This is a genomic window from Ruegeria sp. Alg231-54 (assembly GCF_900143525.1).
Taxonomy (GTDB): domain Bacteria; phylum Pseudomonadota; class Alphaproteobacteria; order Rhodobacterales; family Rhodobacteraceae; genus Ruegeria.
Map to the genome: position 1 here is coordinate 68039 of NZ_FREZ01000014.1, position 13815 is coordinate 81853.

Sequence of the window (13815 nt, forward strand, 5' to 3'; positions counted from 1 at the left end):
CTTACTTTGCGACGCAGGCGTTTCTGACCGGTTCGATCAGTGCATCCGGGCGTTCTACAAGATCGAAACGCCAATGTCTTGGAGACCAATTGTAAACCCTTTGGTCGTCCGGATGATCTACGATCATCAAACCGTGAAAGTACCATTCAGACGTCGATTTGTACCCGGTTTTTGTTGTGTAGAATGAGAATCCACGTAGCTCGTGCAGGGTTTCGATCGGAGAATTCTCTGAATGCTCGGCGATGCAAGAGGGTGAACCGTCCGCGATCAACCGTGCTTGAAACAAGAGCATCGGAATCGTCAGCAGGGACCAGAGCGCGATCAGAGTCGAGATCGATATCCCGATTTTCGCAGTCCGTGATGGATTTGGCTTCCCATCACGACCCGACCAAATGAGAAAGCTCGATGCAATCGCGATCGATAAGCTGATCCCATGCAATAGCTGAGTGTCCGAAAATAAGGCGAGCACGCCGGATGCCAGTGTCAGCAGTAGTCCAATCACAACTGACGAGATCGCCAGAAATACTGCTAGAAGACGCGGGATTGGACACATCCCCAGCAAGCCAAGTCCACCAATGCATATGGGTGCGGCTGGGATGAGCCAAACGAGCAGAAACAAGCATTGAATGAACAATAAGAGGGCTTTTCTGTCCGTGTTTGGTTCGAACAATTGCGGATCTAACGGCTGCATGTAGGCAATAAAGATCAGCACAGCATAGGCGAAGAATAGGACTTTGTATCTCAATCTTGGTGGAATAGCAGAATCTCTCTGGTCAAAAAATGCCTGACCACCCGCCTTTCGATGGGTGGTCAGTTAAGAAAACAAGTCGCCCGTGTCACACCAAGAGACCAGCGCGCACGCCTAAGAGTTTACCGCCGCCGGTCGCGACGCGAGCTCATTGGCTGGAAGGCTACGCCAACATGCGCTTCGCAATAAGGTTTACCCGCTTCAACCGGCAGGCCGCAGAACCAGAAATCCTCGGTCGCGGGGTCGCCAACGGGCCATTTGCAGGTCTTCTCGGTCAGTTCCATCAGCGTCAGCTTCTTGGCCTTCTTCTCGATCTCGTTGACCTTGGCCAGCGCCTCGGGGCTGATTTCGTTGGCCGAAGGCTGCGGCGGCAGTGGCTGACCAGCCGGTATGATCTGGCGGCGCGCCGGAACGGCCGGTTTTGTCTCGGCTGCAGGTGCCGGCGTTGGGCGCGCCGGTTCGGTCTTAGGCGCGGGCCTTGGCTTGGCCTCGGCCTTGGGCGCGGGTGCCGGTTTTTCCTTGGGTTCGGATTTAGCCGGCGAGGCACCGGTTGCGCGGTTCGACAGACCCAGACGGTGCACCTTGCCGATCACCGCATTGCGGGTTACGCCGCCCAGTTCCTTGGCGATCTGGCTGGCCGACTGGCCCTCGCCCCACATTTTTTTCAGCAGTTCTACGCGCTCGTCAGTCCAGGACATCATTTGCCTTTCAAAAGCGGAAAGCGGCCCCGGATTCGGGCCGCCTTGGGAATTCGTCTCAGCCCCCTATTTTAATCACTGCGAGCCGAGTTACAAGCGGTTCTCGAATCAGGATGAGGGCAGGTGATGCAGATTTCCGCAGATCAGAGCGAACGGCGTTTCGGAACAGTTAACTGGATGGGGCTCTACACGCTGGCCCAACGCGAAACATTGCGGTTTCTGGCGGTCTGGACACAAACCCTGTTGGCGCCGCTTGTGACGGCCGGGCTGTTCCTGCTGATCTTCAATATCGCCATCAGTCCGGGGCGTCCGGATGTAATGGGGGTGCCGTTCCTGACCTTTCTGGCGCCCGGCATTATGATGATGACCGTGATCCAGAATGCGTTCGCCAACACTTCTTCGTCGATGGTGATCGCCAAAGTGCAGGGAAACATCGTCGATACGTTGATGCCGCCTTTGTCCCCGCTTGAGATCCTGCTGGGCTATCTGGCCGGTGGCGTCGCACGCGGCGTTCTGATCGCTTGTGTGGTTGCGGTCGCACTTGCGCTGGTTTTGGGCATATACCCGCAAAACCCGTTATTTGCCCTGATATTCGTAGTTCTGGGTGGCGCATTCATGGGGGCCTTAGGCCTGTTCGCCGGTATTTTTGCCAACAAGTTTGATCAGATGGCGGCCATCACGAACTTCATCGTGACACCATTGGCTTTCCTGTCGGGTACGTTTTACTCGGTCCAGGCGCTGCCTCCTATCCTGAATCGGGTGAGTCATGTGAACCCGGTCTTCTATCTGATTGACGGTCTGAGGTATGGTATGATCGGCGTGTCCGACAGCTCACCCTGGTTGGGAATTGCCGTTTGCACCGGTGCCACTCTGCTGGTCGGCGTGCTGACTTGGCAGATGTTGCGGACGGGGTATCGCCTAAAGGCTTAACCCGTCTCGGCCAGTGAACCGGGTTGAAAAGTCATTCTGGGCTTTCCCAATCGGGGGTGCAGATTTGCGGCCACGGCCCAGGCCCCGAACAGGGCCAAACCTCCGACAGCAAAAACCCCGGCGACGGGTAAGATCAGAAGGACCAGTGAAGCAACTCCGGGTGTCAGAATGCCGGAAACGTCGCGGTAGCTGGAATATATCGCTGACATTTCGGTGCGTTCGGGCGGTTTCACGGCCATGAGGAATGGCAGCCCTGCGCAAATGTCCAGAACGATCAGCCAGGTGGACCCAAGAACCAACGCCGCAACCGCCGCGATCGGCCAACCTGCGATTGCCCCAGCGGTTACAAAGCAGGTTCCGCAGGCAGCAAAACCCACGCGGACTGCTATGCGAATCGAACGCCCCTGCACCCAGCGCAGAATCAGCGGAGCTGCGAACAGCATCGCATTGGTTGTGGACAGAAGGATGCCGCCCAGTTGCTCACCCAGCCCGTTTTGAATGGCGAAGATGGGTAGATACACTACGTAGATCCACCAGCCGCAGGATCGGATCATGGCGAAAAGGTACCCGGCCACCAACCGCGGCTGGGCGAAGAAGCGCGGCAGAAAGGCCAGCGGGTTTTTTGCGGTGCCTCGCGCCTTGGTGATCAACTTGCCATTGCCCAACCGCATGCGCCAGAACTGTATCAGCATGACCGCACCTGCCACCGCGCTGATGACAAAGGGGGCAGGGGCCCATACCTCCAGCAATAAGACGCCGGCCATCGGGCCGCCCGCCCAGCCGAGGGCGCTGTAAAACATGCGGCTGGTCTCGCATTTGCCCAGCTCGATTTTGCTGATGTAATCTAGGACATAAGCATTGAAGCAAATGAATGTGACCACTGTCGCGACCGTGTTCAGGGCAAGGGCACCGACCACTGCCGCCGGGCTGCCCTCAATCGCCAGAAGGGCACCACCGATGAACATGAGGCAACCAACAGTGTACGCCCATCTGCGCGGTATGAAGCGGATCAGGAACGGCACCATCAGCCCCGCAATCAACGAGATAACGCCGACCAGAAAATACAGGAATGATACCGAAGACGCATCACCCAATGCTCGGTACATGGCCAGTGGAAAGACCGATATCAGAATTCCGCGGACAATCGCCTCGAACCCGGCAAGGATACCGAAGTCGCGGACTGAAGGTGCTGGGGCATGGCGCACCCATTCGGGGATACGGCGTTCGTGCATGGGTAAACTCTCAAATCAACTGAGGTTACATTGCGCCAGATCAATCCGCGTTCTTCCGGGTTTGCGACATACAGGTCGCCCTCGGGCCATGTCAGGAAAACTTTTTAGAGTTTCAGGCTTGCCGCGCCCGCGCTTCACGCCAGACAAGAATAAGTCCGCCGGTCAGAATTATGGCTGAGCCGATCATGCTGATCCCGTCCGGAATCACGCCGAATATCGCAAAATCGTAGAATGCGGCGAAAATCAGCGTCGCATAGCTGATCGGGGCAACGAATGAGGCGTCCGCCCGCGCCATTCCGTTCACAAAACACGCCTGCGCGCAGGCCATCAGCGCGCCAATACCCGCCAGCGCTGCCCATTGTTCTAAAGTTGGCATCTGGAGTACAAAGCTCACCGCGACAGAGGCAATCGTCAGACCCATCGCGTTGTTGATCAGCAGGATCTGGATTGGGATTTCACGACCCGAGAGTTTCTTAATGAATATCAACTCCATACCGATGACTGCGGCTGCGGTCAGTGCCAGAAGAGCGGCAGGTTGAAAGCTATCGGGTGTCGGGCGCAACAGAATCAGCGCCCCAATCAGCGCCACCGCAGCCGCCAGCCAGCGCCACGGGCCGACGCCTTCTTTCAGCAGCGGGATTGCCAACACCATTGCAAAGACTGGGTTCAAAAAAGAAATCGCCGTCGCATCAGCGATCGGAATGAACGCGACCGAGGCGAACATCAGCGTAATCCCGACCCAGCCGAAACTTGTGCGCCCGACATGCAGCCCCCAATGCGGACGTTGCAAGCGGGGCCGCATCACGCCTACGGCTGTGACGATCACGATAAAGGCAAACAGAAACCGCCCATGGCTGATCTGCATTGGATGCAGCGCGGGACCCAACGTGTCCGTCCCCAAGGCTTTGGCCAGCAGGGTGGTCCCGGCCAGCAAGGCACTGGCGGCGGTGATCAGCACGGCCGCAAGAGGCGGATTGTGGGCTTTGGCGACAAACATATGTCAGCGGTGCGTCAGCATGGGGTAAATGGCAAGCGACAAATGTCGTGCACACAAGTATTTTCAGCGTCCGCAAATTTCAGGGTTTTCAGACGCCTCGGACAGCGCTATACGGCGGCTTATGATCAAAAACGCACATATCCTGCGACTCCGACGCCGACGCTTTGCCGCGTAACCGGCCTCTTTGATCTATTTGCGCTGTTCAAATCGGCGCAATTTCCACCAAATCAGTTGACGAACACAGGCCGAGTGTATCACTCACAAGGCTCAAACTACCTGAAAAGGATGATCCCATGATCCCGTCCGTTCTGCCGACCTACAACCGCGCGCCCCTGACTTTCGTGAAGGGTGAAGGCGCCTGGCTGACCGAGGCGGATGGCCGACGTTTTCTGGATCTGGGCGCAGGGATCGCCGTAAATGCGCTGGGCCATGCACATCCCGCACTGGTCAATGCCCTGACCGAGCAGGCGCACGCGCTGTGGCATGTTTCAAACCTCTACCACATCCCGCAGCAGCAGGCGCTGGCCGACAAACTGGTCGAGCACACCTTTGCCGATACCGTGTTCTTCACAAACTCGGGCACCGAGTCTTGCGAACTGGCCGTGAAAATGGCCCGCAAGTATTTCTATGACAAGGATCAGCCTGAACGGGTCGAGATCATCACTTTTGACGGCTCGTTCCACGGCCGGTCATCGGCTGGTATTGCCGCTGCCGGGTCTGAGAAGATGATCAAAGGCTTCGGTCCACTGCTGCCGGGCTTTGTTCATGTCATGTTTGGCGACCTCGATGGCGTCACCAATGCGATCACCGAAAAAACCGCCGCGATTATGATCGAACCCGTGCAGGGCGAGGGCGGCATCCGTCCGGTCCCAGACGCCGAACTCAAATCCCTGCGCCAGATTTGCGATGACAACGGCCTGCTTTTGATCCTCGATGAGGTGCAATGTGGCGTAGGTCGTTCCGGCAAGCTGTTCGCCCATGAATGGGCTGGAATTACCCCGGACATCATGATGGTCGCCAAAGGCATCGGCGGCGGCTTCCCTCTAGGGGCGGTTCTGGCCACGGAAGACGCCGCCAGCGGTATGACGGCAGGCACGCATGGCTCTACCTATGGCGGCAACCCGCTGGGCTGTGCCGTGGGCTGCGCCGTTATTGATCAGGTGGCGACACCAGCATTCCTGGATGGCGTCAACCGCAAGGCCGGGATGCTGCGCCAGAAGCTCGAAGGGCTAATCGCCGAGCACCCGGAGGTCTTCGAAGAAGTGCGCGGAACCGGCCTGATGCTGGGCCTGAAGTGCAATGCGCCCAATATCGACATGGTCAACGCCGGTTATGACAATGAGGTTATTACCGTCCCAGCCGCCGATAACGTGATCCGCCTGCTTCCGCCGCTGACATTGACCGAGGATGACATCGCCCAGGCCGTGATCCGCCTCGACAAAGCCGCTGCGCAGGTCGAAGAGTCAATGGCCTCGGCCTAAGTCACACCCGAATGAAAAGTGAACTGAAATGAACCATTTCCTCGATATCCATAAAACCGACGCGGGCGATCTGCGGACCATGATTGATCAGGCGGGCGCTATGAAACAGGCGCGCCTGGGCCGTCCAAAGGCAGCGCTTGATGACGAACAGCCTCTGAAAGACCGCATGGTCGCGCTGATCTTCGAAAAACCGTCTACCAGAACGCGCGTGTCATTTGACGTAGGCGTGCGTCAGATGGGGGGGCAGACCATGGTGCTGTCCGGGAAGGACATGCAACTGGGCCACGGCGAAACCATCGCCGACACCGCCCGCGTCCTATCGCGCTATGTCGACATGATCATGATCCGGACCTTCGATGAGACCATTCTGACCGAGATGTCGGAATACTCGGACGTGCCAGTCATCAACGGCCTGACGGACCGCACCCATCCCTGCCAGATCATGGCGGATGTGCTGACGTTTGAGGAACACCGCGGCCCGATTGCAGGCAAGAAAGTAGTCTGGACCGGTGACGGCAACAATGTTTGCGCCTCGTTCCTGCATGCTGCGGGTCAGTTCGGGTTTGATTTCACCTTCACCGGCCCGGCCCAGCTTGATCCGGAAGAAGAGTTCATGGGGCTTGCCCGTCAAAAGGGCTCGAAAATCGTGGTCGAACGAGACCCGTACAAAGCGGTTGAGGGTGCGGATCTGGTGGTCGCTGATACCTGGGTCTCAATGCACGATTCTCAGTCCGCCAAGGAGCGTCGCCACAACATGCTGCGCCCCTATCAGGTAAACGCCGAGCTGATGTCCCACGCAAAACCGGACGCGCTATTCATGCACTGCCTGCCTGCCCACCGCGAAGAAGAGGCGACATCCGAAGTGATGGACGGCCCCAACTCGGTCATCTTCGACGAGGCCGAAAACCGTCTGCACGCGCAAAAGGCCGTGATGCGCTGGTGTCTGGGCGTCTGAACGGAGCCCACCATGCCTCATATCACACTGGAGTTTTCGAAAGGCATAGAGCAGGTCCATGATGTTCAGGCAATTTGCGATCAGCTATTTGCCTTGCTGGCTGAACATCGTGAATTCGACGCTGAAACGATAAAAATCCGCGCCATTCCGGTAGAATACTACCGTATCGGCACAGATCCCCAAAGCTTTGTCCACGCCACGCTTCTGCTGATGCAGGGTCGTGACGAGGCGACGCGCTCTGAGCTTAACGCGGCCATATTGGAGGTTCTGTCGGCGGCCTTGCCCGACGTTGGCAGCCTTACGGTGCAAGACGTTCAGATGAACCGCACTTCCTACGCGAAACGGCTGGCCGGACCATAACCAGTGCCCGGCTGCTTTCGGCGATGTGTTGTTCAGCTGGGTCGCCTGATATCCCAAATTCGCACTTTCGCGAGCGTCGCGACGCTCGCCAACACGACCAGACCGCATAGCGCCCATTTAGTCATGACCTCCATAGTGCCTTCAATCAGCAGGGCATGTACGACGCTGCCTAGAATGGTGATGATCGCAAGGCTCGCATGACCCAACCTCCAGACGCGAAACCGCCAGCCAAGGCGCGTGCGAGAAAGACCTAGAAACGCGGCTCCGAACGTGGCCCACATCGCAATCACACCCCAAGCCGAAAACGGTGTCGGTGAAACAAATAACAGAGCGTCAATAACGTCGGGCGGGCTGGTGATCCACAAACCACCGACATGGATCAGAATGGCTGCAACTAATGCCAGCCCACACCACCTATGCCAATGGCGGTTGGCAACCGGGGTCAGCCCCGGCAACAAACGGCCCGCAAGCAGCGGCTGCATCAACAGCAGACACATTGAAATAACACCGGCAAATCCGGCCGTGATGTAGATCGGTTCACGCCATGCCAGCTGAGGGCTCGCCGCCGCCGCGATAATCGGTACGGCCATGGCAAGGATCACAAAGGTCCAGATTACTAGGCTTCGACGCACTGCGGTTAGGCAGGCTGCAGAACGAAATGCGCGGCCAAGGTTTTGTCCTTGGAGCTGCCCATAATTGGGCGCAGGAAAACCGTTTCGAACTCACCACTGTCATAAGCTAGATGGCCGTGTGGCTGGCCAAAGGCGGGTACGATCTGCGGCATCTCCAGTCGGAACTCACCATTGGCATCGGTCAGAGTTGCGCCGTGGCTCTGCGGATCGCGTTCGTGGCCTTCTGTCGTATGCGCCCAGATCTGGATGCGCTGACCGGGCAGGGGGGCACCGTCCCCGGCGCGTCGCACTGTTCCGGTCATCCAGAACCCGCCGCTGCCAATCCGGTCAACGATGGGCGCGCCGGGACGGTAATTGTTGGACCCTCCGCGCATGGATGCGATGGGGGCCACGCCACTTGCGCGCGCTGGCACCAAAAAGCCTGTCGCACCCGTTGCCAGAACAGCCCCAGACGCCAAAACCAAAGAACGACGAGAGAACGTAAGACCAGGCATGCAAACCTCTCTTTTCAAGTGTTTCACCACGCCTCGACAATGCCGGGCATCCTTTCAGCGGAAAGATAGCACGATTGTTTCAGTTTCCGAGGGGTCGCGCAGCGGGGGTGACAAATTGTGAATTCCTTTGACCGTGCCCCCGCGCAGGTGCCATCCTGAAATCCGTCAGTTCGGGGAGTCCTGCACTATGATTGTCGAAGACGTTGTCTCAGACGAAGAAATCAAGGCGTTCAAGCGCGACGGTGCGGTTGTGCTGCGCTCCAGGTTCTCAGAGGATTGGCTGGCAATTTTGCGAGACGGCATCAACGCGGATTTGGCCCGCCCAACCGATAATTTCACCCGCCATACCAAGGACCCTCGCGCACCTGCCTATTTCGAGGACTACTGGGCTTGGAATAAAATCCCGCAATTCACGCAATTCGTTCACAACTCACCTTGTGCTCCGCTTGCCGCACAGTTGCTGGGTGCACCATCGATCAATCTTGTTATGGACAACTGGTTCCTGCGCGAGGCTGGATCAACTTCGCGTCCACCGTTTCATCAGGACCTGTCCTATTTCGACTTCGAAGGCACGATGTGCGTCCTGTGGTTGCCGCTTGAGCCGGTTACCAAAGAAAACGGTATCGCCTTCGTCAAAGGCTCGCATCTGTGGGACAAGCTGTTCATGCGGGTCAGGTTCGCCGACGGGCATCCCAGCTACGAACCCACCGAGGTTGCAGGGTTGACCTATCACCCGCCGCCTGACGTCAATGCCGATCCGGGAGCATTCGATCTTTTGCAATGGGATATGAATCTGGGCGACTGCATCTTCTTCGACATGCGCACCTTGCACGGTGGGCTGTCATCAGTCACCCCAACGGAAACGGTACGCAGGTTTACGCTGCGGATGACCGCTCCGGATGGCAGGATCCGGTATCGGGGGGATTGGGCCAAGGATGAACGGGTGCAGTTCGAAGCCGAAGGATATCGCGAAGGTGATCGAATTGATGGGGCGTTTTTCCCGCAGCTTTGGCCGCGCGGGCTGGGTCTTGCCTGATTTAAGGACCGGGCTCGCACCAGTTCTGTGCATTCCTGCAAATTGAATGGCTGGTTTGTCAGTCCTACTCTGTATCAGTGAACTGAACGGACCGATCACAGGAGAGCAATCATGAGTTGGAACCCCACCCAACACCCTGAGGATTCGCCTCTGGAAACGCTGATCATTCCCCGCGCACGCGATCTGGGCGGGTTCGAAGTGCGGCGTGCGCTGCCTTCGGTCAAACGGCAACTGGTCGGCCCGTTCATCTTTTTCGATCAGGTGGGCCCCGCCGAGTTCATCACCGACGGTGGCATCGACGTGCGGCCGCACCCTCATATCGGCTTGGGTACAGTGACCTACCTGTATCAGGGCGAGTTTGAGCATCGCGACAGCCTTGGCACCCATCAGATGATCTATCCCGGTGAGGTCAATTGGATGGTGGCTGGCCGCGGCGTGACCCATTCGGAACGTACCAGTGAAGAAACGCGGGCCAAGCGGCACAGCCTGTTCGGTGTTCAGACCTGGATTGCACTGCCTGAGGTGTACGAGGACATGGCCCCGGATTTTGAGCACCACAAGCAGGGCGCGCTGCCGCATATCAAGGACAATGGCGTCAGTGCCCGGCTAATCCTTGGTTCGGCTTATGGCGAAACCAGCCCGGTGACGATGCTGTCGGAAACCTTCTATCTGGACGTGCAACTTGAACCCGGTGCCGCCTTTCCATTGCCCGACGACCACGAAGATCGCGGGGTTTATGTCATTCAGGGATCGGTTGAGATTGCGGGCGACACGTTCGAGGAAGGTCGCATGATGGTGTTCCGCCCGGGTGATCGTCTTTCGGTCAAGGCCGGTCCACTCGGTGCGCGGCTAATGCTTTTGGGCGGGGCCACGTTGAACGAGGATCGCTATATCTGGTGGAATTTCGTGTCCTCTTCGAAGGAAAAAATCGAAAACGCCACTCGCGAATGGAAAGCCGCGGATTGGGCCAACGGTGCCTTCCACCTGCCCCCCGGCGATGATCAGGAGTTCATTCCGATTTCCGACGAGTTGGAGCGCACAAGCCCAAGACGGGCACGTTAACCAGACGTCAGGGGGCCTTGTCCGAACTTGCGATACCGGCAATCCTCGCCTCAACGGGAGGGTTGCCATGAAGATCATAATAGCAGGCGCGGGCAGCATTGGATGTTATTGCGGAGCCTTTTTGGCTGATGCCGGTCACTCGGTCACGCTGTTGGGTCGCCCACGCATTCTGGACCCAATCCGTGAGGAGGGCCTGACCGTCACTGATTTTTCCGGCCTGCACCTTCATGTGGCGGCCGAGACGCTGACGATTTCCGAAACCCCCGATTGCCTGAAAGACGCAGAGTTGGTGATCGTGGTCGTCAAGGTCGCGGCCACGGCGGATATGGCAGAACAGATCGCGCGGTTCACCCCGGCCTCTGCGCCAGTGTTGTCCTGGCAGAACGGGATGGAAAATGCCCGGGTGCTGCGGGCAGCGCTTCCGGATCATGACGTGCGCGCGGGAATGGTGCCCTTCAACGTTGTGCCGCCCCAGCCCGCCAGCTTTCACCGCGCCACTTCCGGCGAAATCGTGATCCAGTCCGGCCCCGGCAATCTGGGGAAAGTGCTCAGCTCGCCCAACCTGCCGGTGATCGAAAGCGACGACATCGAATCTGTGCAATGGGGTAAGCTGATCATCAACCTGAACAATGCACTGAACGCGTTGTCGGGGCTGACGTTGAAGGATCAATTGCTGGATCACAGGTGGCGTCGCCTGATGGCCGACCAGATGGCCGAGGCTTTGCGGGTACTTCAGGCCGCAGGCCACCCTGTCGCATCAACCACGCCTTTGCCCGCTTGGATGACGCCGAATATCCTTCGACTTCCTACGCCACTGTTCACCCGGATCGCCGCGCGCATGCTGACCATCGACCCCAGCGCGCGCACGTCGATGGCCTATGACCTCGCGGCGGGGCGCGTGACGGAAATCGACAGTCTGCAAGGTGAGATTGTCCGATTGGGCAAGCAATATGGGCGGCCTGCACCGATTTGCGAAAGGGTACAGGCTCTGATCGAACAGAAGCCGAATGTAAGTCTGTCACCGGATCAGATCACCCCGTGACTTGATTACATTCAGGTGAATGCGGTCAGTATCCAGAAGATAACGGCTGACATTGTAGCCGCCGCTGGGACGGTAATCACCCACGCGGCAATAATGGTCATGAAATGCGACCGACGCACGAGCTTGCGCCGCCGCTGCTCTTCACGGGCCAGCCGCAACTCGGGCGGGCGGCGATCATTACTTTGCTTGCGTCGGCGATCCTGATTCCATTCACGGTAAAATCCGACGCCGAACACCGCACCCACCGCGATGTGGGTCGAGCTGACCGGCAACCCAAGCCAGCTTGCAACGATCACTGTGATCGCTGCCGACAAAGCGACGCAGAATGCACGCATCGGGTTCAGTTTGGTGATCTGGCTACCGACCATCCTGATCAGCTTGGGACCAAACAGAAACAGACCGAACGAAATACCAAAGGCACCGATCACCATTACCCATGTCGGGATCGTGACCTTCGAGGCAAAATCGCCAAATTCAGCGGCGTGCACAATCGCGGCCAGCGGGCCGACAGCATTGGCGACGTCGTTGGCACCATGTGCAAAGCTCAGAAATCCGGCCGAGATGACCAGAGGCAACCCAAACAAAACTTTCAGAGATTTGGTGCGGTTTTCCAGCCCTTCGGATTTACGTCGAACCCAAGGCACAGTCACGGCCCAAGCCAGAATGCCCGAGGTCAGACCGATCAGTAGCGCGATTTCCAGATCGATTTTCACGATCCGCTTCAGGCCTTTGACAGAGAGATAGGTGGCAAATGCACCGGCCATCACGGCCACCAGAATAGGAACCCAGCGACGGGCCGCCGCGATCTTGTCGTCCTGATACTGGATTTTGGCCTTGATCAGCGCCAGAAATCCGGCAGCAATCGCGCCGCCCAGAACCGGAGAGATCACCCAGCTGGCGGCAATCGCGCTCATCGTGCCCCAGCTGACCGCGCTAAGGCCTGCTGCTGCGATGCCAGCGCCCATCACGCCGCCCACGACCGAATGCGTTGTGGAAACGGGCGCGCCGACCCAAGTCGCCAGATTGACCCACATCGCCGATGAGATCAGCGCCGCCATCATCGCCCAGATAAAGACCGAGCTATTCTGGACTGAGGCAGGGTCGATGATGCCCTTGGAGATGGTTGAGACCACGTCTCCGCCGGCCAGCAGGGCCCCCGCGCTTTCCGCGACTGCGGCGATGGCGATTGCCCCACCCATGGTCAGGGCGTTAGCTCCGACGGCAGGGCCCATGTTGTTGGCAACGTCGTTGGCGCCGATGTTGATAGCCATGTAGGCACCAAAACCGGCAGCCGCGATGACGATCAGCCCACCGTCTGCCCGACCGAATAGTATCGCAGCAATCAATCCGGCAATGACTATAAAGGCCAGAGCGATGCCCGGCGCAAGCAGCGGCCGCGCCACGTGCACGTTCGCATGCTCAAGGCGGGAAATTCGGTGCAGATCGCTGTCCAGGGCTTGCCAGCGGTTTTTTTCGTTCGTGTTCGACATCGGTTTTCTGTGGGTAATAAGGTTTAACCGGCGCGGTTAACGGCTGGCAGGTCTTGTGGCAACCGGCCTCACAGAAGTTTGTTGCGAAAGCGTTACATTTGCCGCAGCATTTCGCGCAGTTCCGGCTCTTGCACCAGCTCTGCGGCCTCTTTCGGCGAGAACCAGCGCCGTTCACGTTCGCTGACCTCGGGGAATTCCTCGGCCAGATCTTTGACATCTATGCGATACACATTGGTGCGCACGGGTTGGGCCGTTCCGTCATCCAGGATCTTGTCATAGGTGAAATGGCCCACCGCCTTGCGGCCCAGGTGTTTCACTTTTACGCCGGCTTCTTCCCATGCTTCTTCTTTGGCAGTCTCGGCCCCGTCCATACCGTCAATCGGCCATCCCTTTGGGATGACCCAGCGACCTGTGCCACGGCTGGTGATCAACAGAACTTTTTTGTCGTCGCCGGTTCCGCGCACGCACAAGGCTGCAAACTGTACCCTGTGTGGGCGTTGGAAGAAGGGTTTGCCAACTTCTTCCCAGATATTGTTCAGCCAAGATGCCATCGATTAAGTGCCAGTACTTTTCTTAGGTTCAAGGAAAAGTGACATAACAACTATGAACCGGGGCTTCAATGCATCTATTGAACGAACGCATTTTCTGAAGCAAACGA

At 58.0% G+C, this 13815-nt stretch carries 15 protein-coding genes; 7 read left to right on the forward strand and 8 right to left on the reverse strand.

Annotated features, from left to right (window positions below):
- Position 1: 1 nt before the first annotated feature.
- Positions 2 to 502 (reverse strand): hypothetical protein, encoded by a 501-nt coding sequence (locus DHN12_RS20010; RefSeq protein ID WP_234416707.1) that lies wholly within the window; start codon positions 500 to 502, stop codon positions 2 to 4.
- 368 nt (positions 503 to 870) lie between these two features.
- The gene (locus DHN12_RS20015) at positions 871 to 1446 is read right to left on the reverse strand and encodes a GcrA family cell cycle regulator (protein WP_108861813.1); all 576 of its coding nucleotides are present in this window, start codon (positions 1444 to 1446) and stop codon (positions 871 to 873) included.
- A gap of 126 nt (positions 1447 to 1572) precedes the next feature.
- Here DHN12_RS20015 and DHN12_RS20020 point away from each other — a divergent pair, with 126 nt between their 5' ends.
- On the forward strand, positions 1573 to 2376 hold the full coding sequence (locus DHN12_RS20020; protein WP_108861761.1) for an ABC transporter permease: 804 nt from the start codon (positions 1573 to 1575) through the stop codon (positions 2374 to 2376).
- Here DHN12_RS20020 and DHN12_RS20025 read toward each other — a convergent pair.
- Positions 2373 to 3608: an MFS transporter gene (locus DHN12_RS20025; RefSeq protein WP_108861762.1), complete on the reverse strand. Its 1236-nt coding sequence runs from the start codon at positions 3606 to 3608 to the stop codon at positions 2373 to 2375. The genes DHN12_RS20020 and DHN12_RS20025 overlap by 4 nt on opposite strands.
- 112 nt (positions 3609 to 3720) lie before the next feature.
- A complete protein-coding gene (locus tag DHN12_RS20030; protein WP_108861763.1) occupies positions 3721 to 4605 on the reverse strand; it encodes a DMT family transporter in 885 nt (294 codons plus the stop codon).
- Positions 4606 to 4898: 293 nt separating this feature from the next.
- Here DHN12_RS20030 and DHN12_RS20035 point away from each other — a divergent pair, with 293 nt between their 5' ends.
- The 3 genes from DHN12_RS20035 to DHN12_RS20045 are packed head-to-tail and all read left to right on the forward strand — an operon-like array spanning position 4899 to position 7401.
- Positions 4899 to 6086: an aspartate aminotransferase family protein gene (locus DHN12_RS20035; RefSeq protein ID WP_108861764.1), complete on the forward strand. Its 1188-nt coding sequence runs from the start codon at positions 4899 to 4901 to the stop codon at positions 6084 to 6086.
- A gap of 28 nt (positions 6087 to 6114) precedes the next feature.
- Positions 6115 to 7041: an ornithine carbamoyltransferase gene (argF, locus tag DHN12_RS20040; RefSeq protein WP_058272227.1), complete on the forward strand. Its 927-nt coding sequence runs from the start codon at positions 6115 to 6117 to the stop codon at positions 7039 to 7041.
- Between the two features lie 12 nt (positions 7042 to 7053).
- Positions 7054 to 7401 (forward strand): 5-carboxymethyl-2-hydroxymuconate Delta-isomerase, encoded by a 348-nt coding sequence (locus DHN12_RS20045; protein ID WP_108861765.1) that lies wholly within the window; start codon positions 7054 to 7056, stop codon positions 7399 to 7401.
- Between the two features lie 32 nt (positions 7402 to 7433).
- On the opposite strand, the gene DHN12_RS20050 is transcribed toward DHN12_RS20045, so the two are convergent.
- Together DHN12_RS20050 and DHN12_RS20055 are read right to left on the reverse strand one after the other, a co-directional pair.
- The gene (locus DHN12_RS20050) at positions 7434 to 7991 is read right to left on the reverse strand and encodes a ferric reductase-like transmembrane domain-containing protein (protein WP_108861766.1); all 558 of its coding nucleotides are present in this window, start codon (positions 7989 to 7991) and stop codon (positions 7434 to 7436) included.
- 47 nt (positions 7992 to 8038) lie between these two features.
- Entirely contained in the window at positions 8039 to 8527 is a 489-nt protein-coding gene (locus DHN12_RS20055) for a twin-arginine translocation pathway signal (RefSeq protein ID WP_108861767.1), read from the reverse strand.
- Positions 8528 to 8714: 187 nt separating this feature from the next.
- Between DHN12_RS20055 and DHN12_RS20060 the strand changes: the two genes are divergently transcribed.
- The 3 genes from DHN12_RS20060 to DHN12_RS20070 all read left to right on the forward strand — a co-directional run bounded on the left by DHN12_RS20060 (position 8715) and on the right by DHN12_RS20070 (position 11667).
- The gene (locus tag DHN12_RS20060; RefSeq protein WP_108861768.1) at positions 8715 to 9563 is read left to right on the forward strand and encodes a phytanoyl-CoA dioxygenase family protein; all 849 of its coding nucleotides are present in this window, start codon (positions 8715 to 8717) and stop codon (positions 9561 to 9563) included.
- Positions 9564 to 9674: 111 nt separating this feature from the next.
- Positions 9675 to 10625: a pirin family protein gene (locus tag DHN12_RS20065; RefSeq protein ID WP_108861769.1), complete on the forward strand. Its 951-nt coding sequence runs from the start codon at positions 9675 to 9677 to the stop codon at positions 10623 to 10625.
- 67 nt (positions 10626 to 10692) lie between these two features.
- A complete protein-coding gene (locus tag DHN12_RS20070) occupies positions 10693 to 11667 on the forward strand; it encodes a 2-dehydropantoate 2-reductase (protein ID WP_108861770.1) in 975 nt (324 codons plus the stop codon).
- An 11-nt stretch (positions 11668 to 11678) separates the two neighbouring features.
- Here the strand turns inward: DHN12_RS20070 and DHN12_RS20075 are convergent, their stop codons facing one another.
- Together DHN12_RS20075 and DHN12_RS20080 are read right to left on the reverse strand one after the other, a co-directional pair.
- The gene (locus DHN12_RS20075) at positions 11679 to 13157 is read right to left on the reverse strand and encodes an inorganic phosphate transporter (RefSeq protein ID WP_108861771.1); all 1479 of its coding nucleotides are present in this window, start codon (positions 13155 to 13157) and stop codon (positions 11679 to 11681) included.
- A 92-nt stretch (positions 13158 to 13249) separates the two neighbouring features.
- On the reverse strand, positions 13250 to 13708 hold the full coding sequence (locus tag DHN12_RS20080; protein WP_108861772.1) for an NUDIX hydrolase: 459 nt from the start codon (positions 13706 to 13708) through the stop codon (positions 13250 to 13252).
- Between the last annotated feature and the right edge of the window lie 107 nt (positions 13709 to 13815).